Annotated in this window: 16 protein-coding genes and 2 pseudogenes; 12 read left to right on the top strand and 6 right to left on the bottom strand. The window is 55.6% G+C overall.

All coding sequences use genetic code 11. From position 1 onward, the window contains the following. Window positions 1-294: 294 nt before the first annotated feature. Window positions 295-696 (top strand): VOC family protein, encoded by a 402-nt coding sequence (locus E1H13_RS16445; RefSeq protein WP_169614612.1) that lies wholly within the window; start codon window positions 295-297, stop codon window positions 694-696. Window positions 697-752: 56 nt separating this feature from the next. Next, window positions 753-929 (top strand): annotated as a pseudogene (locus tag E1H13_RS28035) (dihydrofolate reductase family protein); the annotation flags it as partial. A 61-nt stretch (window positions 930-990) separates the two neighbouring features. On the opposite strand, the gene gghA reads toward E1H13_RS28035, so the two are convergent. The 3 genes from gghA to E1H13_RS16425 form a co-directional block, all read right to left on the bottom strand. Beyond that, window positions 991-3,516: a glucosylglycerol hydrolase gene (gene gghA, locus E1H13_RS16435; protein WP_169614610.1), complete on the bottom strand. Its 2,526-nt coding sequence runs from the start codon at window positions 3,514-3,516 to the stop codon at window positions 991-993. Window positions 3,517-3,654: 138 nt separating this feature from the next. Next, window positions 3,655-5,904 (bottom strand): 1,4-alpha-glucan branching protein GlgB, encoded by a 2,250-nt coding sequence (gene glgB / locus E1H13_RS16430; RefSeq protein WP_169614608.1) that lies wholly within the window; start codon window positions 5,902-5,904, stop codon window positions 3,655-3,657. Window positions 5,905-6,280: 376 nt separating this feature from the next. Continuing rightward, window positions 6,281-7,693 carry an amidase gene (locus E1H13_RS16425; RefSeq protein ID WP_169614606.1) on the bottom strand — a complete coding sequence of 471 codons (1,413 nt, stop codon included), beginning with the start codon at window positions 7,691-7,693 and terminating at the stop codon, window positions 6,281-6,283. A 181-nt stretch (window positions 7,694-7,874) separates the two neighbouring features. On the opposite strand from E1H13_RS16425, the gene mutS reads away from it, so the two are divergent. The 3 genes from mutS to E1H13_RS27330 are packed head-to-tail and all read left to right on the top strand — an operon-like array spanning window position 7,875 to window position 11,134. After that, window positions 7,875-10,562 carry a DNA mismatch repair protein MutS gene (gene mutS / locus E1H13_RS16420; RefSeq protein WP_169614604.1) on the top strand — a complete coding sequence of 896 codons (2,688 nt, stop codon included), beginning with the start codon at window positions 7,875-7,877 and terminating at the stop codon, window positions 10,560-10,562. Further along, window positions 10,549-10,818: a hypothetical protein gene (locus E1H13_RS27335; RefSeq protein ID WP_240966676.1), complete on the top strand. Its 270-nt coding sequence runs from the start codon at window positions 10,549-10,551 to the stop codon at window positions 10,816-10,818. Before mutS ends, E1H13_RS27335 begins: the two co-directional genes overlap by 14 nt. Before the next feature lie 52 nt (window positions 10,819-10,870). Continuing rightward, the gene (locus tag E1H13_RS27330; protein ID WP_347404174.1) at window positions 10,871-11,134 is read left to right on the top strand and encodes a Uma2 family endonuclease; all 264 of its coding nucleotides are present in this window, start codon (window positions 10,871-10,873) and stop codon (window positions 11,132-11,134) included. Between the two features lie 266 nt (window positions 11,135-11,400). On the opposite strand, the pseudogene E1H13_RS27325 reads toward E1H13_RS27330, so the two are convergent. Then, a pseudogene (locus E1H13_RS27325) lies at window positions 11,401-11,511 on the bottom strand (IS1 family transposase); the annotation flags it as partial. Between the two features lie 826 nt (window positions 11,512-12,337). On the opposite strand from E1H13_RS27325, the gene E1H13_RS16400 reads away from it, so the two are divergent. From E1H13_RS16400 to E1H13_RS16375, 6 genes are all read left to right on the top strand, one after another. After that, window positions 12,338-15,064, top strand: a complete 2,727-nt coding sequence (locus tag E1H13_RS16400; protein WP_169614600.1) for a glucosidase — start codon at window positions 12,338-12,340, stop codon at window positions 15,062-15,064. Between the two features lie 355 nt (window positions 15,065-15,419). After that, window positions 15,420-15,893 carry a hypothetical protein gene (locus E1H13_RS16395; RefSeq protein WP_169614598.1) on the top strand — a complete coding sequence of 158 codons (474 nt, stop codon included), beginning with the start codon at window positions 15,420-15,422 and terminating at the stop codon, window positions 15,891-15,893. A 96-nt stretch (window positions 15,894-15,989) separates the two neighbouring features. Further along, entirely contained in the window at window positions 15,990-16,649 is a 660-nt protein-coding gene (locus tag E1H13_RS16390) for a DUF1269 domain-containing protein (protein ID WP_169614597.1), read from the top strand. Window positions 16,650-16,759: 110 nt separating this feature from the next. Beyond that, window positions 16,760-17,836 (top strand): hypothetical protein, encoded by a 1,077-nt coding sequence (locus E1H13_RS16385; RefSeq protein ID WP_169614595.1) that lies wholly within the window; start codon window positions 16,760-16,762, stop codon window positions 17,834-17,836. Between the two features lie 13 nt (window positions 17,837-17,849). Next, entirely contained in the window at window positions 17,850-18,905 is a 1,056-nt protein-coding gene (locus E1H13_RS16380) for a succinylglutamate desuccinylase/aspartoacylase family protein (protein WP_169614593.1), read from the top strand. A 52-nt stretch (window positions 18,906-18,957) separates the two neighbouring features. Then, a complete protein-coding gene (locus tag E1H13_RS16375; protein WP_169614592.1) occupies window positions 18,958-19,302 on the top strand; it encodes a hypothetical protein in 345 nt (114 codons plus the stop codon). Window positions 19,303-19,480: 178 nt separating this feature from the next. Here the strand turns inward: E1H13_RS16375 and E1H13_RS16370 are convergent, their stop codons facing one another. Both E1H13_RS16370 and E1H13_RS16365 read right to left on the bottom strand, forming a co-directional pair. Beyond that, complete coding sequence (locus E1H13_RS16370; RefSeq protein WP_169614590.1) at window positions 19,481-20,548, bottom strand: hypothetical protein; 1,068 nt, start codon at window positions 20,546-20,548, stop codon at window positions 19,481-19,483. 126 nt (window positions 20,549-20,674) lie between these two features. After that, window positions 20,675-21,019, bottom strand: a complete 345-nt coding sequence (locus E1H13_RS16365) for a PadR family transcriptional regulator (RefSeq protein WP_169614588.1) — start codon at window positions 21,017-21,019, stop codon at window positions 20,675-20,677. Between the two features lie 303 nt (window positions 21,020-21,322). Here E1H13_RS16365 and E1H13_RS16360 point away from each other — a divergent pair, with 303 nt between their 5' ends. Further along, on the top strand, window positions 21,323-21,637 hold the full coding sequence (locus E1H13_RS16360; RefSeq protein ID WP_169614586.1) for an NfeD family protein: 315 nt from the start codon (window positions 21,323-21,325) through the stop codon (window positions 21,635-21,637). Window positions 21,638-21,641 lie beyond the last annotated feature (4 nt).

Here is a 21,641-nt window from a genome sequence, read left to right as displayed (position 1 = left end):
TCAACTTCCCGGTGAGTATTTACACTCGGCTGGGGCCAGAATCTGAGGAACCTCCTTAGAAATGAGCGAACCGGGAGTGCTGGCTACCGGCGACATCAACAGGGATGGCAGAGTATCCACGAACATATTTCGGTGCCCATCGAGCCAGAGGCTGACTGAGGACAGAGCAAACCTACAGTGGACGTGACTATTCCTGTCGAGATCCAGAGAACCACCTGTGGAATTTTGGCACCTACAACCCCTGGAATCCCCATTCATTCTCTGAAGTTACTCACTAAATCAAAGGAGACCATCATGCAAGTGAATCCCTATCTTTTTTTCGATGGCCAATGCGAAGCGGCCTTCAAGTTCTATCACCAGACCTTGGGGGGCCAACTCGATGCCATGATGCCCCATAAGGGTTCACCCATGGAAAATGAAGTCCCCCCTGAATGGGCCGATAAAATCATGCACGCTCATCTCACCCTGGGTGATTGGGGTCTGATGGGGTCTGACTGCCCCCCCGGCACCTATGAAGTTCCCAAGGGTTTCTCGGTTTCACTGCAACTGTCTGACCCCGCTGAGGCTGAGCGGATCTTCAACGCTCTAGCCGCAGGCGGCACCATCCAGATGCCCCTAGAAGAAACCTTCTGGGCCAAGCGCTTTGGCATGGCGATCGATCAATACGGCATCCCCTGGATGATCAACTGCGGATAGGTCTGAACAGATATTGTTGGGAGGGAAGCACCCCTATGTGAACTCTAAAACTTCAGATCCAAATGTCGATTGATGGTTATATTGCTGGCCCCAACGGCGAAATGGATTGGATGATATGGAATTGGGACGATAATTTGAAGCGGTACGTTGATCAAATTATTGAACCTATTGACTGTATTATTCTTGGCCGCAAGCTTGCTGAAGGCTTTATTCCTCACTGGGCTGCCGTGGCGGCAGATCCAAACAACTCGGAAGTTGGTAGTGCATTAATGCACGGGACAGAGGAAAATCAGGCTACGCCACCACCCGCTCTAACAACACCGCCTGGCTGTCGGTCAACTCAAACGCCTTAAGCGCATCCCCAGGGCTGGTCAGCGCTACCCCGGGCGAACACACCGCCAGGCGCCAGCTATCATCGTCCTCAAGCTGAAGCCAATCCCCTAGGGTCACAGTGAGTGGATCGCCCCCCATGTGGGTCACCATGGCCACCTGCATGGCTGTACCCGCCTCAGCGGGGGCGGTGCGCAGACCATAGAACACCGTCTGCTGCTCCGTATGGATGCGGTTAAACCGGTCTAGGGGAGATAGATTGTGACGCAACCAGGGATGGGAGCGGCGAAACCGGCGCAGGGCTAAGTTAAAAGCAACGCGATCGCGACTCAGATTGTCCTGCTGGAGCCACACATTGCACATCTCGTGGGTGTCTTCCATAAAGTTTTTGGCCAGTTCTTTCAGCTTAGCCACATCCAGTTGGGCCAACACCTCCGATTTATCCGCTACATTCAGTGCTTTCAGGGTCTGAGCCGATTTACGCTGGGTGATCTCCTCTGGCAACGTATCGGCGTCATGGGTGAGCAACGTCTGGCACAGGTGAGCCACCTCATCAAGGTCATAGTCGGTCTCATTAATGGCATCATGGAGACCCTGCATAAACTGGCGCAACTCCCCCAGCTTGGTAAAGCCCATCGCCTTCAACCGAGGAAACAACTCGGGCCAATCGTAGGTTTCTGGAATAATCTGCCAGTCGAGAAAGCCTACCGCCTCTTCCGCCACTACCTTGACCCCGTAGCGGTCATCGGTGTTGCGCAAAAAGCCCCAGGGAGCATGCATGGTGCAGTTAATGAAGTCCATTGGCAACCCGGGGCTAAAGCCATAGGTCATCAGGTTAATGGCCGGATTATCGTAAGCATTGTTCAGCACCTGGGGCAGACTATCCCCCAAGTTCCAGTTGATATCGAGGCTGGGATCCACCTGGGTACCCCGACGCAGGGTGTCGTGGTTGCCGCAGCCGGTGATCCAGCATTCGCCGGTATGCATTTGTTCCACCACCCGTCGCCATTTGCGATCCCAAAACCGCTTTAGGCTGGGGGTATTGTGGGCAAAGATCAGCGGCCCCCACTGAAACGCGTCGGGCTTAAATTCGACAATATCTCGATAGGTGGATACTTCTTCCCAGTTTTCCGCAGGCCAAGGACGACCATCCTCAAAAATCGAAAACAAACGGCGTTTGCCATCACCGATGTGTTGCAACACCTCGGCCATGTCGCTGAGGTAGTTATCGTCGTACTCCACCTCCCCTGACAGGGGGTTAAAGAATTTGAAATCCTGGGCTCCATCGACGCGAATGCCATCGACGCCAGTGTTGTTCTTGCGCCGCTGCATTTCCAGCAAAATGGCCCGCACGGTGGGATTTTGATGGTTAATGTCTTGGCCGTACATGTTGGGGCCTTTCATAAAGCGCCCATTCAATAGCTCAATCGCCTGGTTGTCGGCATGGCCATAGACAATGTCAAAAATCACCTGAATCGGCCCGGTGGGAAAGTTGTGCAGGGTGGCGATAAAGTCTACAAGCTCTTGAGGCCGAAGGGTTTCAAGCACCGCAGGGTTAGTGGCAGAGGAGCCAAAAATGACAATGTCGTAACCCCAGTTTTGGGTGTCCGGCTTTTTCAAGGCCACCTGCACATCGTCGGCTTCGCGATCAATTTCTTCGGTTTCCGGGTCCATCTCAGCCATGTCATCATCCCGCAGGCTAAAGAAGCCATGGCCCACATCATGCTGCCCCAGATATTCCACCGTGGGTTCGATGGGTAAGAGCTGGACCGCGTCGTAGCCCACGAAATTTTGCTCGGCTAAGGTCAAAGGCTGTTGAGCTTTTAGCTTCTCGGCAATCCCCTGATACAGGGCGGTTAACCCACTGATATAGCCATTGGGGGAAGCGGTGTTGACATGCAGCTGCAAAATATTGCTAGGGGCATGAACTTGCACCACCCCCTGGTCATCCACATCCCCCTGGGTGAAGTAGTCTAGGTCAGCCCGATCGCGCTGCAAGCTGTTCATGTCATAGACCTCAGCTGGGGCATAGACCCCATAGGGCAGCGAATAGGCTAAACAGTCGCCAATCACTCGCACCTCGTCGTGAGCATCCAGATAGCGCAGCCAGTAGAAGGAACCCAACTCGTCTTTGGTGCCCGGCTTCAGGCCCGATAGCACTCCCCAGAAATATTCGCCCTGCTTCGCGAGCTCCACCGTGTCGCGGCGAAAGCGTGCCCTTTGGCTGGGTCGGGTGGGATCTATAGCCTGCTTTGGGGTAAAGATTTCCAGATAGATGTTTTTGGGCTGTACCATATCAGCCCCTAGCTCAGGAGCCCAAATGCCAATTTCAGTCAGGCCATCGGGCCGATAGTGAGCCCCTAGCCGAGTCGCCAGGGTTTGGGCTTTATGCAACAAGGTTTCTTCTGAATGATCTACCTGGTCAGCCCAGTCCAACAACGCCTGGGTTTCACTGTCCAGTAGTTGAATACGAGCAGCGGTGGCAACCATAAGGGGGTAGTTTCCTTTCTTTGCTATGGATTACAAGGGGAGGGTGGGGAAGATGGGAAGATGGGGAGATGGGGGGAAGGGGTAGATCTTTGGGTCTTTACCTCTTTACTCCTTCACCCTCTTCACTTCTTCACGCCTTCACGACTCCAACTTCAGCACTACCACACCCAAGGGCGGCAGTGTCAGACTTAGGGCGTGGGGCCAGCAGGGGTTATCCCAGTCATGGCTCTGTTGACCGCCATCGTTATCAATCCCACTGCCGCCGTAGGCGGTGGCATCGCTATTCAGCAGTTCTCGGTAATAGCCAGGTTGGGGCACTCCCACCCAATAGTCATATTGGGGTTGAGGCATGAAATTACACACCGTCACCACAAACTGATCGGAGTGTTGATCCCGTCGCAGGAAGGACACCACACTGTTACCAGCATCGTTGCAGTCGATCCACTCAAAGCCATCGGTGGAAAAGTCGTCAGTATACAGGGCCGGTTCTTGCTGATAGAGGCGGTTGAGGTCGGCCACAAACTGCTTCAGCTGCTGGTGGGGTGCGTATTTGAGCAAGCCCCAGTCAAGATCTAGCCAGCTATTCCACTCGGTGGTCTGGCCAAATTCCATGCCCATGAACAAGGTTTTCTTGCCGGGGTGGGTGAACATGTAAGCATAGAGGGCGCGCAGGTTGGCCATCTTTTGCCACTCATCCCCAGGCATTTTCTGGTACAGGCTGCCCTTGCCATGTACCACCTCGTCGTGGGACAGAGCCAGCATAAAGTTTTCGCTAAAGGCGTACCAGATACTAAAGGTAATGTTGTTCTGGTGGTAGCGGCGATAGATTGGATCCTGGCTAAAGTAGTGGAGCATGTCGTGCATCCAGCCCATGTTCCACTTGAAGTTAAAGCCCAGGCCACCTATGTAGGTAGGCCGTGACACATTGGGCCAGGCGGTCGATTCTTCTGCTACCGATAGCACGCCGGGATAGTAGCCAAAGATCAGCGTGTTGAGCTGGGTCAGCAGGTCCACGGCTTCCAGATTTTCGTGGCCGCCAAACTGGTTAGGGACCCATTCTCCGTCTTCGCGATCGTAGTCGAGGTAAAGCATGGAGGCGACGGCATCCACCCGAATGCCGTCAATGTGGTATTTGTCGAACCAGAAGAGGGCGTTGGCAATCAAGAAATTGCGCACCTCGTTGCGGGAGTAGTTGAACACCAGGGTGCCCCACCCTTTGTGCTCCCCTTTGCGGGGATCGGCGTGTTCGTACAGGTGGGTACCATCAAAGAAGGCCAGCCCATGGGCATCTTTAGGAAAGTGGCCGGGTACCCAGTCCACAATTACGCCAATGTCGTTGGCGTGGCATTGGTCCACAAAATACATAAAGTCTTGGGGGCTGCCAAACCGGGAGGTGGGGGCAAAGTGCCCGGCCACCTGGTAGCCCCAGGACCCGTCGAAGGGGTGTTCGGCCACGGGTAGCACTTCGATGTGGGTATAACCCAGTTCTTTGACGTAGGGGATCAATCGGTCCGCCAGCTCTCGATAGGTGAGGAACCGGGCATCGGGCTTTTGGCTCACCCGCACGGCGGTTCCAGATGCGGGGGGGTTCTCCATGCTGTCGTGCAACCAGGACCCCAAATGCACCTCATAGACCGATACCGGCTGCTCTTGGGGATCGCTGTGGCGACGCTGGTCAATCCAGGTCTCGTCCTGCCACTCATAGCTTAAATCGGTCACCACCGAAGCGGTGTCGGGGCGGACCTGTTGCTGAAATCCGTAGGGATCAGACTTGAGATAAACGTGACCTTCTGGGTTCTTGATCTCGTATTTGTAAATCTCCCCCTCCCCTAGCTCGGGGATAAACAGATCCCAAACGCCGCCCTGGAGTAACCGCATTTGGTGCTTACGGCCATCCCACTGGTTGAAGTTGCCCACCACTGAAATATTGCGGGCGTTGGGGGCCCAGACGGCAAAGTATACCCCTGTTACCCCGTCCACCTCGACTAGATGGGCACCCATCTTTTCGTAGATGACGTGGTGATTCCCCTCATTAAATAGATGAATATCAAAGTCGGTCAGTAGCGGCGACCTAAAGGCATAGGGGTCACGAATCACCCGCTCATGGCCATTCTCCTTGATCTTCAGCAAATAATTTCTATCGGCTGACCCAGTCATCCGGCACTCAAAAAAGTGGGGATGGTGAACGGCCTCCATGGCATACTCTTGCTGATCCTCAGGTCTGACGACCCAAGCGGCTTCGGCATCAGGAAGGTAAGCCCGAATCACCCATTTGGGGTGACCATTAACCTGCTCTAAAAGATGGGAACCTAAAACTTCAAACGGGTTGTTGTGCCGATTTTCGACGACACGGTACACCTGGTCAGAGGAAACTGTGGCTGAAGACATAAGAATTGAAATAGCGTCTGGTCAATTCTGCCACCTAGAACTCAGGGAATCTCTAGAAAACTTTCTCCCCAGCGATGGGATATGCCCTACTGCAGCTGCGATCGCTGGCTGAACGTGAGGATTCGCTTTCTCCGAAGTTTCCTGGGGTTAGATGGTAGCAACCGAATCTATGGCTAAACCTAGGGGATGATTTGCCATTTAAGCATCTATCTCAAGAGAGAAGTGCAACGGTCAGCCCCCTAGAGATCCCGCCAGCCAGTGCTTTGGCCATCTACCCTAGTACTGGCTGGCAACCATGCGGCGACCTTTCAAGTACTCGAAAAGGGTTGGCCGACCGATGGCCTAACGAATTAGGGGGCCGTCAATGTCAAATGCCTTAGCTGTCTGCCAGGGGAGGACGCTGATGGTGCCAGGGTTTGGCGGATTCTAGTTGAGCCGCTAAGGCTAACAGGGTGGCTTCAGCAGCAGGCCTGCCAACCAACTGGACTCCCACGGGTAAGCCATTGTCATCGAAGCCCGTAGGGATGGCCAATGCTGGCTGACCACTGGCATTGAAAAGGGGACAGGGCGCCACCCAGTTGATCACCTTATCCAACGTCTTAGCGGGTCTCAGCCGCTTCCATGCCCCCACTGGAATCACGGTGTGCATGTAGACGGGCAGCACCATGACGTCATAGGGGTAGCAGAACTGGACAACTTGGCGGGCTACCTGCTGCAATTGGGCCACCGATCGCAAGTACGACCCGCTATTGATCCAACAGGCTCGCCAGTATAGCCAGCGGTTCATTTTGTCTAGGGCAAACCAGGGGACTCCCAGTTCTGCAATCACACATTGCCAGACCACAATAAACGGCTCGATTAAATCACTTAAATCGGGAAAATCAACGGCTTCGATCTTATGGCCCAGATCTTCGAGGGCCTGTACCGTTGCCTGGACCGCCTGGCCACAGGCAGTATCCGCCTCACCAATGGGTTCAAGTCGGGTGGTATAGCCAATGCGCAGGGGTGGCGGCGCTTGGGATAGCCCCTGCAAGAAGGAGGGGTCTGGGTCCGGTAACCAGTAGGGATCGCCCAGCTGATACCCACTGAGTAAATCGAGCATGGCGGCCGTATCAGCCACAGTGCGGGTGAGGGCACCATTCACCGCTAACCCGTTCAATCGCTCCCCCAGGGGAGTAAAGCTAATTCGTCCCCGGGCCGCTTTCAGGCCCACTAAGCCACAGCAGGCCGCAGGCCCCCGTAGCGAGCCACCACCGTCAGAGCCCTGGGCAATGGCACAGAGGCCGGCGGCTAGGGCAGCGGCCGCCCCCCCACTGGACCCACCGGGGGTATAGTTTGGGTTCCAGGGATTGCGGGCGGGCGGAAACCCCGGCGGCTCTGTATAGGGCAGAGAGCCCAGTTGGGAGGTGGCGGTTTTCCCCAGAATGACCATGCCCCCCTGGCGTAACTTGCGGACAATGTAGTCGTCTTGCTCGACCACGCGATCGCGAGCAGCTTTAATACCGTAGGCACAGGGCACCCCAGCCACGGCATTTAAGTCTTTGACAGATACCGGCACCCCAAATAAAGCAGGCAGGTCGTCGGGATGACTGGCTAACTGCTCGGTCTTAGCCTTCGCATCGGCTAACGCCTGGTCGGCCATGACGGTGACATAGGCCCCAAGCTTGGGGTTGAGTCGCTCAATCCGCTCCAGATACAACTCCGTTAGTTCTAGGGGTGAAATGTCTTGGTCACGAATCAGCTGAGCTTGGTCTAGGGCGGGCAAAAAGGCGATATCGACAGGCGTCATAGAATCGCTGGGGCAGAGGGGTTGAACCCAGGATATCGCAAGACTTGCAGGAGATTGGTTGAGGGATTGAGGATTTTTGGGGTGTTTGATCGATAAAATATGCAACGATGTCGAAACTGCCTGGCTCCGTCAAGTTAGGAGGCCATGGGACAACGCTGAACGCTAACCTCGCACGCCATCCATGTCTGGTTCTTCCCCCGCCACCGACGGTCAGCCGCCAATTCCCGAGCGCCTAGCTAAGCATACGGTGCGCTACGCTGATCACCACTCCGTCAATTGGGATGACCTCACCCCAATGATGCGGCACTATGTGGAGATGAAGGAGCAGTACCCCCACGCTCTGGTGCTGTACCGGGTGGGAGATTTCTTTGAGACCTTTTTTCAAGATGCGATCGCGATCGCCCGGGAGCTAGAACTGGTGCTCACCAGCAAAGACGCCGGTAAGGCCATTGGCCGGGTGCCCCTGGCGGGTATTCCCCACCACGCCCTCGATCGCTACTGCACCCTGCTGGTGGAAAAGGGATTTGCGATCGCCATCTGCGACCAGGTGGAAGACCCGGCCGTTGCCCAAGGTTTGGTAAAGCGGGAAGTCACCCGGGTGATTACCCCCGGCACGGTGATCGAAGAGGGCATGCTCAGCGCCAGTCAGAATAACTTTCTGGCCTCGGTGGTGGTGGCGGGGCACCACTGGGGCTTGGCCTACGCCGACGTGTCCACCGGAGAATTTCTCACCACCCAGGGGGAAGACCTGGATCAGCTCAGCCAGGAGTTGTTGCGTTTGCAGCCCGCCGAGGTGCTGTTCCCGGTGGATGCGCCCAACTTGGGGGCGATGCTGCGGCCCGGCGATCGCTCGGAGCAACTGCCCGATTGCCTGCCGCGCCAGTTTTGCTACACCCTGCGGTCCCAAGGCCCCTATAGCCAAAGCGAGGCCCGCCAACGGTTGCTGCAACGGTTTCGGCTACGCTCTTTGGAGGGGCTCGGCTGCGACCACCTGCCTCTGGCGGTGCGGGCTGCTGGGGGGTTGCTAGACTACGTGGAAGATACCCAAAAGACGGTCCAGGCCCCGCTTCAGCCCCTCTGTACCTACACCCTGGCCGCCTATCTGGTGATCGACCACCAGACCCGCCGCAACCTGGAAATCACCCAGACCCAGCGGGATGGCACCTACAATGGCTCTCTGCTGTGGGCGCTGGATCGTACCGTCACCGCCATGGGCGGGCGCACCCTGCGCCGCTGGCTGCTGCAACCGCTGCTGGATGTGAAGGGTATCCAGGCCCGGCAGGCCACCATTCAAGAACTGTTGCAGGACGGCAACCTGCGGCAATTGCTACAGCACAAGTTGAAGCAGATCTACGACCTGGAGCGGCTGGCGGGACGAGCCGGGTCGGGCACCGCCAATGCTCGGGATTTGGTGGCCCTAGCGGACTCTTTCTGGCGCCTGCCGGACTTGGCGGCCCTGGCAGAACAGGCCCAATCCCCTTATCTTCAGGCGCTCCAGTCTGTACCGCCAGAGCTGGAACAACTGGGCCAACGGCTGCGATCGCATCTGGTGGAAACCCCGCCCCTCTATCTGACCGAGGGCCACCTGATCCGCGACGGGGTCAACCCCCAGTTGGACCGTCTACGCCAGCAGGCCAAAGACGACCAGACCTGGATTGCCGAACTAGAGCCCGCAGAACGCCAGCGCACGGGCATTCCCACCCTCAAAGTCGGTTTCAACAAAGCCTTTGGCTACTACATCAGTATCTCCCGGGCCAAAGCTGACCAGGCCCCGGACGACTACATTCGCAAACAAACCCTGACCAACGAAGAACGCTACATCACCCCCGAACTGAAGGAACGGGAAGCGCGGGTGTTCAACATTGAGTCGGAAATCAATGCCCTGGAGTACGAGATTTTCAATCAACTGCGGGACACCGTCGGCGAGCAGGTGGAACTGATTCGCAAAGTCGCCGCCGCCGTCGCCGCCGCCGATGTGTTGTGTGGGCTAGCGGAAGTGGCGGTGTTCCAGGGGTACTGCTGTCCAGATATGGAGGACAGCCATATGGAGGACAGCCGCGCGATCGCCCTTACTGACGCCCGCCACCCCGTGGTCGAGCAGCTCTTGCCCGCCGGGTTCTTTGTGCCCAACTCCACCTACCTGGGGACCATACCGGATGACCGCCAGGCCCCTACCCGCCAGGACCTGATTATTCTCACTGGCCCCAACGCCAGCGGCAAAAGCTGCTACCTGCGCCAGGTGGGGCTGATTCAGTTGATGGCCCAAATGGGCAGCTTTGTACCGGCCAAGGCGGCGCGGCTGGGGGTCTGCGATCGCATCTTTACCCGGGTCGGTGCCGTGGATGACCTGGCCACAGGCCAATCCACCTTCATGGTAGAGATGAACGAGACGGCCAATATTCTCAACCATGCCACCCCCAGATCCCTGGTGCTGCTGGATGAAATTGGTCGCGGCACCGCCACCTTCGACGGTCTCTCCATCGCCTGGGCTGTGGCCGAGCACCTGGCCGTGGATATCGCCGCCCGCACCATCTTCGCCACCCACTACCACGAACTCAACGAGCTCGCCGCCCTGGTACCCAACGTGGCCAACTACCAGGTCACAGTCAAAGAAATGCCGGACCAGATCATCTTTCTGCACCAGGTGCAGCCCGGTGGGGCCGACAAATCTTACGGCATCGAAGCCGGTCGCCTGGCCGGACTGCCTCCCTCGGTGATCCAGCGGGCCCGAGACGTCATGCAGGAAATTGAACGCCACAGCACCATCGCCGTGGGCCTGCGGGGCGAGGTGCCCAAGGCCAGTCGGCCTCGCCGCCGGGTTAAGGAAACCAACCCCGCTGACCAGCTCGATTTATTTGGCAAGTCGTGAGCTGGGGAAAGAGCAGGGTGGGGCGATCGCCTACACTGACAGTAGAGTGTCTTGCTACAATCCCATGGTTGCTATTGCCCCCGAACCCAAATCAGACCTGCGCCCAGTGGGAGAACAGCGGGCGGTACTGCATAGCTTGTCGTGGCACGGGTATCTGCAAATTTTAGACGCCCTGCCCTCCTGTCGTGGGTCACGACTCACATTCGACGATGGGCTCCACTACCATGATCTACCCTCACCTGCGCCAGAGGGCTGAGCCTGACAACGCCTACTAAATTCAGAATTAACCACTGGTAAAGGGGCGCAACGTGGTGTTTGACGAAGACCCACCCCCCGACCTGGTGGTGGAGGTGGACATCACCCACACCGATATTGCCAAAAACCAGTTCTATGTCAGCCTGAGGGTGCCCGAGTTTTGGCGTTTCAACGGCCAGGTGTGGCGGGTGTATGTGCTGCGAGAAGGCGTCTACCAGGAGGTAGAGAGTAGCTCCACCCCACCAACCGCGCCCCACCGTAACCCACCGCCCACCCATACCGAGGAACCCGATGATCGCTTGTGCCCACGCTGGTGAGACGCTCCTGCGACTGGTGGGGCCGGGGCGCAGAGCGCCAGAGGCGGCGTTCCCACGCGGAGCGTAGGGACGATGGGAAGACAAGGCCACACCGAGAAACGCGCGCACATTATCGAACCTTGATTCAAATGGGCGATTGCCAGAGTGACCGCCCTGTAACAACTATCAGAGACGTCGGTGGCTCTGGCGATGCCGGCTAGGGGAATCTTCTCTAGCAGCAGCAGGTCGACCAAAGACCGAGTGTCTTTGTCTTTCGGCTTCCACTGGGGATCCTCGACGAATTGGCGGTTACAGTCTCGGCACTTGTAGTTTTGCTTACCGCGTCTGGTCGTGCCGTTCTTGGAGATGTCGTGAGACCCACAGGTTGGACAGGTCATCTCGATTGTCATGGATCCTACTCCCTTAGAATCTAGAAATGCGACGGCGATGCCTTGTTTTTCTCTATCCTTTACACTAATCCACTACCTAATTTGGATCAACACTTAGAGTGCTGATTAAACTCTCAATAGATGAGTCAAAGGATGGATCGAATTCATATTCTCCATGAAAAATATCCAATTCCTTTCTCTGATAATTGGGTGAATTTCCTCACGCGAAGTATCTCTGTAGTAAATCTGTAGTAAATAGGAATAATACGCTTGCCGAACCTTGCTGCATTTTCTACATCATTCTCTAGAAAGCCTGACTTTACAGAATCTGGGCTAATAATAAAAACTAGATTGTTTGAGGAAATGATTCCTTCTAGTATTACTCGCTTCCAGTCCGAGCCAGGAGGAATATCTTCCCAATCAACCCAGACGCTAAAGCCGAAGGATTTCAATTGTATACACCAGGTTTTGCGGCGATCGCGCAAATTAACGAAAAGCTTAAACCCGGCGCTGTTGCCAGGGTAGCCCTGGGAATAGGCGCACAGCCATCCTCTCGATCATAGGTGGGGCTCAAAGTCAGGTCGGCTACCATACCACGGTTAACATTTGTGGATTGCCTGGGCTGGATTCCCCGGCTAGAATGCTCAGAATTCTAGATCGCTACATTCCCTAGTGGTCTGTCAAGCCAGCAGTGACGGGTCAACAGGGCTGCGGTGCAAGGTTGGTCGTGAACCGCAAACCGTGAACCGCAAACCGTAAACCCCAGGTCACAGATCCCACCATCATCAGATTGACTGAGCACTAGGCATCCACCCATCCCCGGTATGAGGTACTTATGACCACAGAAGAGCAACGGTTGGCCGCCACCCGCAGCGGCCAGGTAGATTGGTACAAGTGGGGTCCCTACCTGAGCGAACGCCAGTGGGGCACCGTGCGCGAAGACTACAGCGCTGACGGCAATGCTTGGGATTATTTTCCCCATGATCAGGCCCGATCGCGGGCGTATCGCTGGGGGGAAGACGGTTTGGGGGGCATCACCGATAATCGCAATCTGTTGTGCTTTGCCTTGGCCCTGTGGAATGGCCAAGATCCGATCCTGAAGGAACGGCTATTTGGCTTGACCAATAGCCAGGGCAACCACGGGGAAGATGTGAAGGAGTACTACTTTTATCTGGACAGTACCCCCACCCACTCTTACATGAAGTACCTGTACAAATATCCCCAGGTGGCGTTTCCCTACAGCGACCTGGTGGAAACCAACGCCCACCGCAGCCGCCACGAGTTGGAATACGAACTGCTGGATACAGGCATCTTTGACGACGATCGCTACTTCGATGTGGTGGTGGAGTACGCCAAGGCCGACGCCGAGGATGTGCTAATCCAGATCACGGCCATCAATCGGGGACCCGAAGCCGCCCCGCTACACCTGTTACCGACCCTGTGGTTTCGGAATACCTGGTCCTGGCTGGATACTGGGTCGAAGCCGGAAATGAAGACGTTAGGGCCTGGGGTGGTGCAGGCCCATGTGACTAACCCGGCGCTGACCCCCTATCTGCTGGACTATTACTTTTACTGCGACGCCGGAGTGCCGCTGCTGTTTACCGAAAACGAAACCAATCAGGAGCGCCTCTTCGGCCAACCTAACCCCAGCCCCTATGTCAAAGATGGCATCAACAACTATGTGGTGCATGGCCAGACCGAGGCGGTTAACCCGGAGGGCGTGGGCACCAAGGTGTCGCCCTACTTTCAACTGACTATCGGCCCCGGGGAAACCCAGGTGGTGAAGCTACGCCTGACCAAGGCGGCGCCGGATCAGGTGGGCGATCCTTTTAGTGCTTACTTTGAGAACAACTTTGCCGCTCGCCAGCAAGAGGCTGACGAATTCTACGCCACGGTGATGCCCCCTAAGGTGTTGGCCGATGGCGATCGCGCCAATGTGATGCGTCAAGCCCTGGCTGGCATGATGTGGACCAAACAGTACTTTTACTACGACCTGGATCAGTGGCTACGGGAGCGAGACGTCACCCCCTGGACCCCGGTGGCGGAGAAGAGCCATGTGCGTAATAGCGAGTGGTTCCACATGGTTAACGATGACATTGTGTCAATGCCTGACAAGTGGGAATACCCCTGGTATGCCGCCTGGGACCTGGCGTTTCATGTGATCCCCATTAGTTTGATTGACCTGGGCTTTGCCAAGGATCAACTGCTGCTGATGCTGCGGGAGGACTATCTGCATCCCAACGGTCAAATTCCGGCCTATGAGTGGAACTTTGGCGATGTCAACCCGCCGGTCCATGCCTGGGCCACGTGGGAAATTTATCTGCGCGATCGCGATCGCAACGACGGCCGAGGAGACCTGAACTTTCTTAAATATGCCTTTTCCAAGTTGCTGATTAACTTCACCTGGTGGGTCAACCGCAAAGACGAAGGGGGCAACAACCTGTTTGAAGGGGGCTTTTTGGGCCTGGACAACATCGGTGTGTTTGACCGCAGCTCAGAGCTGCCGACCGGTGGGCGGCTAGAACAGGCGGACGGCACCGCCTGGATGGTGTTCTTTAGCCAGCGGATGTTCCAGATCGCCATCGAGCTGGCCCTACACGACCACCTGTACGAAGACCTGGCCATCAAGTTCTTTGAGCATACCATGTGGATTGCTGGAGCCATGGACCGCATCGGCGATCACCAGGATGAGCTGTGGGACGAAACAGATGGCTTTTTTTACGATGTGTTGCGCCTGCCCGACGGCAATGCCACCCGGCTGAAGGTGCGATCGCTGGTGGGGCTGCTATCTCTGATGGCGGTGGCCGTCTTCCCCCGAGAAGCCTTTGATGAGTTGCCGCGACTGCGGGAACGGGTGACCCTCTTTATCGATCGCCACCCAGAGCTATGCGGTAACGTGCACCTACCGATCAAGCAGGGGATCAAACACCGGCTGATGCTGTCTATTCTGGACGAGACTAAGCTGCGACGGGTGCTGGCTAGAATGCTGGATGAAAGCGAATTTCTCAGTGACTACGGCATTCGCTCCCTCTCCCGCTATCACCTGGAAAATCCCTATGTGTTCTACCACCAGGGGCAAGAATACAAAGTTGGGTATGTGCCTGGGGACTCTACTTCGGCCATGTTTGGGGGCAACTCTAATTGGCGAGGGCCGATTTGGATGCCGGTGAATTTGCTGCTATTGCGGGCACTGTTACAGCTGTACAGCTACTACGGTGACGACTTCACCATTGAGTACCCGACCGGCTCTGGGGAGCACCTGACCCTGTTTCAGATTAGTGAGAAAATTAGCCAGCGGCTGGCCAGTATTTTTCTTAAAGACGAGGCTGGGCGTCGGCCCATCTATGGAGGAGCCGAGAAATTTCAGACCGACCCCCACTGGCAAGACCTGATTCTGTTTTACGAATATTTCAATGGGGACAATGGGGCTGGCATTGGGGCCAGTCATCAAACCGGTTGGACCGGCTGCATCGCCCGGATTATTCAGGCCCTGGGCTATTTTACCCCTGAAACTATGCTTGGTGCCATTTCCCCAGCTCCGTACAGGTCAGAGGAGGCTTGATCGTCATTGGGGCCAGTCATATGAGTTTCATATCTTCTTGTCATAGATTGAGAACAGTTCTGGCTCAATTCCAAGCTTAGGTCACTTCTGGGAAATATGCTCCCCAATGGTGGGTGCAGCCCTACAGGGGCCACAGTCACTGAATGAAGCGGAGCCTATTGTTCCAGAAACCTGTCTAAGGCCTTGGTGTTGTGATCGGAATATCGCCGCATCAATGTCAATGCCGTGGTTGTAACTTAGCTATTCAAAACCTTGGGCGTAGATAATTTCGCTAGGCCTTCAGGTGTTTTCTGTGATTTTGACGGTTTTATTTAGACTAACAATGATTAGATTTCAACGTCTTTTTGCCGCAACCTTGGGTGTTGCTACGAGCCTGGCTCTGTCCCCTGGGATGCTCGTACCCTCGGTGGAGGCCAGTTCTGAACCGCTGATGGCTCAGGCTGACGCTATGGATAGTCCTTGTGTCAAGTTGCAGGAGGTGACTACTGGGGAAACCGAAGTGCGCAAGCGGATTGAAAATCGAGTAGTGGCCAGAAACAACTGGCATACCGATTTTTTGGTGCCCAACAGCCCAGAGTTTGATTACTATGTGGCCCTGGTAACCGTGGAAAACACCGGCCCTTACCATCTCGATATCAACCTGCGCCTACCCCAAGGGGGCTCAGAACCTGCCTTCACGGGTCGTGCTGATGTGGAAGCTGGTACCACCTATGTGATCCCGTTTCAGTCCCCGACAGGTCGTCACCCGGCTGTGGTTAATGCGCGGTTAGGGGGCGTCAACGGTAATTTCTACTCCATTTCGGTTGCCGCCTGCGAAAGCGAAAACTAACAGGACTACTTGGTGTGTTAATTAACGTGACAACCGATGTCAACAAATCCTGGTTGACATCAGTTGTACGGATTGTTGTGTTTGGAAGGAAAAGTTATGAGTGATCGCCCAATTCAAATTATTGTTGCTGCGTTCAACAACCCTGATCAAGCCACCACGGTGATGGCTGACCTAAAGCAGGGTAAGAAAGTCGGACTGATTGGCATTATCGATGCTGCAGTGGTGGTGAAAGATAGCAATGGCAAGCTCAAAATTACCGATGCCAAGCGTCGGACTCGCAAAGGGTTAGTCACTGGGGGCGTCGTTGGGGGATTGATTGGGCTAGTGATAGCTCCACCGGTCACCGCGATCGCCGCTGGGGGTGGCGTTATCGGTGCCCTGGTCGGTAAGCTCAAGGGGGCACCCCTCAGGGCTGAAATGAAGGATCTGGGGTCGGTCCTGCAACCCAACACCTCGGCTATTATTGCCGTGATTGAGCACACCTGGGTTGAGCAAGTTGAGGCTGTCCTAGCCGAAGCTGGGGCTCAGCTCATCCGTGATGCGATTAAGGCGGATATTGCTGAACAGCTGGAAACAGGAGGCAATGTGCTATACACCGCTGGAGGAGGCTCCGACGCCATGGGGGCCGCCCGTATCACCCAAGCTGATAACACCATGACCGCCAGTGGTATTCTCGCCACTGACGACGGCCTGTTCCTTGATCAAGCCGAAATCAGCCTGGAGCCTGCAGCAGCAGAGGACACCCCTAACGCTTGAATTCCTGAATGTGGTCATTATTTGCCAAACTATGCGTATAGGATCACGACAATCATGAAGGTTTAGGGTGGGCATGCCCACCCTTTTTGCTCTCTATAAGGAAAGACCCCATGCTGACTCGTCACGACCTGAAGGAACTACAGGCCCTGACTAAGGTTCCGGCCCTGTCGATTCTGCTGCCCACCCACCGCACCTCCCCGGACAATAAGCAGGACCCAATTCGGGTTAAAAACCTGGTGAGGGAGGCCAAAGATCGCCTGTCCCAGGAGTTTTCGGCCCGCCAGCTAGAGCCCCTGCTGAAAAACCTAGACACCCTGGCCGATGATATTGACTACACCTATGCCCTGGATGGGTTAGCTCTGTTTGTCAGCCACGACATCGCTAAAAAGTTTTACTTGCCGTTCCCTGTGCCCCAGCGGATTATTATTGACCAATCCTTTGCCACGCGGGATCTGGTCTATGGTTTGCACCGGGCCCAGCGCTACTGGGTGTTTCTGCTGAGTCAGGGGGCGACCCGTCTGCTGGCTGGTACAGGGGAAACCCTGGAAGAAGTCACTGACCAGAACTTCCCGATGGAAATGACTGGCCCCGGTGCTACCACTAACCTGCCGGATAAAGCTGACTCGGCCTATATGGACGATCGCCACCGCCGCTTCTTCCAACAGGTGGACCGGGCCTTTACGGAGTATGCCGAAGGGGAAGCGTTGCCCCTGGTTCTCGGGGGGGTGATCCGCCAAATTTCCTTCTTTCAGGAAGTGTCAGCCTACACGGCCCAGGTGGCTGGCACCACCACTGGCAACTTTGATAACGCCACCGTGGCCGAACTGGTGCCCGAGGTGTGGCCCATTGTGCAAAATGTGCGCCAGCAGCAGCGACAAGATGCGCTCAAGGATCTCGATAAGGCCATGGGGGAGAAAAAAGTTTCCACCGCCCTGGAAGAAATCTGGCAGTTGGCCAACGAAGGGCGAGGTAAGCTGTTGCTGGTGGAGAGTGACTACCATGTGCCCGGCGTGGTGGACGAAAAAGGTGGCTTGCAGGTGGTGGACGAAAAAGGTGGCACCGAGGTGATGGATGATGCGGTGGACGAAATTATTGAGGCGGTGCTGGCCATGGGGGGAGAGGTGATGCTGATGGAGAACGGCTCCCTGGCTGATCACCATGGTATTGTCATGACCCTGCGCTATTAGTGCCCTCGGCCCGATGGCGATCCCGTTTTCCCAACCATCACCTGCGCCTCAGACCCTCTACACTGGCGATACCCTGCAGGGCATCCCGGTGATTAGCCACTTAGGGGTGGCGGATCTGCCGGGGGGCGATCGCCATCGGTTTTACTTCCAGGGGGTACAAATGGGCACTGGTCAGTGCTGGTATGTGCCGGTGGTGGTGGTCAAGGGCCGCCACCCTGGCCCCTGCATTGCTCTGGTATCTGGGATTCACGGGGATGAGGTCAGCGGTATCGATACGGTGCAGCGGCTGATCGCCCAGTTGGACCCGGCCACCATCAGCGGTGCAGTGATAGCGGTCTTGGGGGTATCGCGACCAGCGATCGAATACAGCCGCCCCTTTTGGCCCATGGCCATGCAAGGGGGCCAATCCCTCGATCCGAATCGGGTGTGGCCTGGGGATGAAGCTGGTGATAATCCGGTTGCGCGCCAGGCGGGGCTACTGTGGAACCGGTTGTTGATGCCCAATGCCCTGACGGCGGCGATCGATTACCACACTATGACCACTGGCAGTGCCTTCCCCCTGTTGCTATTTGCCGACCTGAGGCAGCCGGAGATTCGGCAAATGGCCGAGCTGTTTCCCGTCGAACAGATCAAGGATGACCCTGGCCTCACCGGCACCCTGGAAACCGCCCTGGTACAGGCAGGGATTCCCTCGCTGACGGTGGAAATTGGCGAGGGGCGCCGGTTTGAGCCTGACAAAATTGCCCTGGCGGTGGAGGGTAGCCTGAATCTGCTCAAGCACCACGGGATTGTGCCTGGCCCCCTGGGGCGCACCGCCGCCGAGGTGGGCACCGTCTTTGGCAATTCTCTGGAGACCATCCGGGCAACAGGGGGCGGTTTTTTAGAACTGCTGGTGGACCTACGCGATTGCGTTATCCCCGGCCAGACCATTGCTCGGCAGCGCAATGCCTTTGGTGATGTGGTGGCCGAATACCAGGCCAGTGTCACCGGGGCGGTGGCGGTGGTGGCCCGCGATGCCCTGTGCGAACCGGGACGGCGCATTGTACAGATTTTGTACACCAGTAAGTGAAAGCCTCCCATAACCGGCTACCCTACTGGAAAGTGTTACTAGCATTCGTCCCATGCCAGAACCCGATAACTTCAACGAGTATTTGCCAAAACAGCAGCCCGAAGAGTACTCTATCGAGGTCCCAGCGGATCAGCGTCCCCAAGACTACAATCGCATTCCCTCCGGCGATAGCCCCATGGGTCGCATTGAACAGCGGGGGATGGCCTATAGCAATCTGTCTCGCGGTCGTGCCCCCTGGTGGCTCTTGATCATCGGTCTGATCCTCTTTGGCAGCATCGCCTTAGGGTTGCTGGCCATGGGGTTGGCCGGTTCCCTGGTGTCGTGGGTGCTGTTTGTGGTGTCGCTGCTACCCCTGGTGATTTTGCTGCAAGGGATTCTCGCTAAAGTCGGAGGGTAACCTGTGGCGACCCAGCAGTGGTACCGCTGATATCAACGTGCTACTGGTTAGGCTAGAGCATCGGTATAGTATGGCCAGATCCTAGGGGACTTGGACTAGTTGCCGACTAATTGCCTATGAGTGGTGGGGCACCCCCAGCCAACACTCTGGGAGCTGTAGAGTAGATCGGCTACCGTGACTAGTGAAGCACGCAGTCGCGATCGGGGGGCAATAGGTCAAAGCAGCCTTCCGTTTGCTTCCAGACCAGCATTTCTGTATCGCTGGTGGTGCGCCAGTGGTTATCTTCGGGGGGATGGCCAAACCGGAAATGTAGGGTGACCAGGTTTTCAGAGGATCGATTACTAATCTGATGGCCAACGCCACGGTCAATTAGCACAAGATCGCCAGCGGTAAATACTTGAGCGGGTCCTTCATAGCGCTTAGATCGCGAGAACCCTTCAAAGGGTACATCCCCCTCACAATCCCCAGGGGAAACCGTCCAGTGGGTCATTTCCCCACGAATGACTTTGATGGCATCGAGGGCATGGCCATGGTGGTGCAGCCAGGATTCTTGGCCCGGCATCCAACTGATTACATAGACCGCCAGGGACCAGGTGCGGCAAATTAACTGGCGACCATAGCTTTGGCGGTCAAAGGCCACATAGCGCTCTAGGAAGGCATCGGTCAGGGGGACGTCTTGAACCAAGGCCTTAAAGGCTTCTAGGTTGACCTGGTGAGGGGGAGCCGCCTCCAGCTTTCTAAGTAAGTTGCTCAATATAAAACTATTGACGATGGCTTCAGTATCAATACTGTTATGGCCGCGCTTCTGGCATTGTTCGATGATGCGATCGCACTGCCTGATCCAGTAAATATAGGGGGTAGGGGAATCATTTAAAAGTCTGCGACTGAGGGCAGGATTGTATAGTCGACGAGCCTTGCAATAGCGTCGGACCTCAGCGATCGCCTCTGGAGTTAGCACTTTACCCTGCAGACTACTGTTTGTATCATTAGCGGTTAGATCACGACCTAAATTATCACGACTGCGGCTAGCCTGGATCAGGGGGAAAATTTGCTCCTCAAAAAACAAAATCACTGAGGCTCTAATGATTTGCAAAAAGTTCCATAGAGCCTTAACCAGACGAATTGGTTTGGGGGTTTGTTCAGCTTTTAACCGATAATCAATTTCCCACAGATCCCCTAGAGACTCATCTCTGATCGGCTCGTAAACTAAAAACTTAGCGGCGTTTTCAATCAGTTGTACAAACATGGTGACTTTACCTGAGGCCAGTCCTCAAATGAGCAGATATTCAGTATGAAAAAGTGTGAAACTAAAAATGAAGCGACGATTTCAATGAGACAATAGCTAGATATTTAACCCAATATCTGATATGAATCAAGTCACAACTTCAAGCGCTTCATCATATTTTTTTATTTGATGGCGCATGGCTTCTAAATTATTCAGCACCTCTCGTCCCTGATCCGTAACGGCATAGTAGCAGCGGTTATGCCCCCTGCGGACAACCAGATTAGCCTCAGACTTTTCCGATCTGATAAAACCACGACTTTCCAAGCGCCTCAGGGCTGGATAGAGGGTGCCACAGCTAATTTGACAGGTGCCATTGCTGGCAGCACTGACCACCTCGACAATGTTTTGGCCAAATCGAGGCCGCTCCAGAAGTGACAGCATAATCGCCTCCTCCAACACCGTTGGTAACGATGGCGGTTTCAGGTTTCCCATGGGCCCTAGCTTCCCCATAAGCTAAAGTGCTCTCCTTGATAAGTCAGGCTTTATACCAAGGCCAGCTCGGGAACTGGACTTTTCCCACAGGCAGAACTCCAGGTCTGGACTTGGACTTGGTTCAAAGGGGATTTTATCGGAAGTCGATCAAGAGTGTTATCTGGTTTTCGATAGCGATCGCCGTTATCGACCTTCTATAGCTATTGTCGCTAGCTATTATCGCTATCGATCAGAGGATTGCCACAGCTCTAAGTAACTCCCAAAATCCATATAGATTCAGCTATACCAGGGAGGGCGTTAACTATGGCAATTCGTTGGACATCGGTCTTTGAAGCTATCTTTTTGGGCGACACATCCCCTATGGATGACAACCCACTGCTGAGGACATCCCTTGACTACGCTCTGAATGCTTCAGCCATTCACCATCCCTATCTGAATAAGCGGGCGGTTGTGGTTGAGCCGGTTCTGGTCGGTCAATCAGGGCGAATTTACTTGGAAAACACCTGGTGGACCGCCCGATGTCTTACCCCTGTGTCCTTGCCGGTAGGGACTCGGGTGAGGGTCAGGGGCCGTGACAACCTGACCTTGATCGTTGAGCCAATCATCTCGGAGGGCTAGGGCT

This window comes from Nodosilinea sp. P-1105 (assembly GCF_012911975.1).
GTDB lineage: Bacteria > Cyanobacteriota > Cyanobacteriia > Phormidesmidales > Phormidesmidaceae > Nodosilinea.
Note: the sequence above shows the minus strand (reverse complement) of the source record. Positions and strands in the feature narration are given on the sequence as shown.

Excerpts from the sequence above, each read along its gene's own strand:
- E1H13_RS16445 (WP_169614612.1), top strand. The coding sequence starts at position 295 with ATGCAAGTGAATCCCTATCTTTTTTTCGATGGCCAATGCGAAGCGGCC.
- gghA (WP_169614610.1), bottom strand. The coding sequence starts at position 3,516 with ATGGTTGCCACCGCTGCTCGTATTCAACTACTGGACAGTGAAACCCAG.
- glgB (WP_169614608.1), bottom strand. The coding sequence starts at position 5,904 with ATGTCTTCAGCCACAGTTTCCTCTGACCAGGTGTACCGTGTCGTCGAA.
- E1H13_RS16425 (WP_169614606.1), bottom strand. The coding sequence starts at position 7,693 with ATGACGCCTGTCGATATCGCCTTTTTGCCCGCCCTAGACCAAGCTCAG.
- mutS (WP_169614604.1), top strand. The coding sequence starts at position 7,875 with ATGTCTGGTTCTTCCCCCGCCACCGACGGTCAGCCGCCAATTCCCGAG.
- E1H13_RS16400 (WP_169614600.1), top strand. The coding sequence starts at position 12,338 with ATGACCACAGAAGAGCAACGGTTGGCCGCCACCCGCAGCGGCCAGGTA.
- E1H13_RS16390 (WP_169614597.1), top strand. The coding sequence starts at position 15,990 with ATGAGTGATCGCCCAATTCAAATTATTGTTGCTGCGTTCAACAACCCT.
- E1H13_RS16385 (WP_169614595.1), top strand. The coding sequence starts at position 16,760 with ATGCTGACTCGTCACGACCTGAAGGAACTACAGGCCCTGACTAAGGTT.
- E1H13_RS16380 (WP_169614593.1), top strand. The coding sequence starts at position 17,850 with ATGGCGATCCCGTTTTCCCAACCATCACCTGCGCCTCAGACCCTCTAC.
- E1H13_RS16375 (WP_169614592.1), top strand. The coding sequence starts at position 18,958 with ATGCCAGAACCCGATAACTTCAACGAGTATTTGCCAAAACAGCAGCCC.
- E1H13_RS16370 (WP_169614590.1), bottom strand. The coding sequence starts at position 20,548 with ATGTTTGTACAACTGATTGAAAACGCCGCTAAGTTTTTAGTTTACGAG.
- E1H13_RS16365 (WP_169614588.1), bottom strand. The coding sequence starts at position 21,019 with ATGGGAAACCTGAAACCGCCATCGTTACCAACGGTGTTGGAGGAGGCG.
- E1H13_RS16360 (WP_169614586.1), top strand. The coding sequence starts at position 21,323 with ATGGCAATTCGTTGGACATCGGTCTTTGAAGCTATCTTTTTGGGCGAC.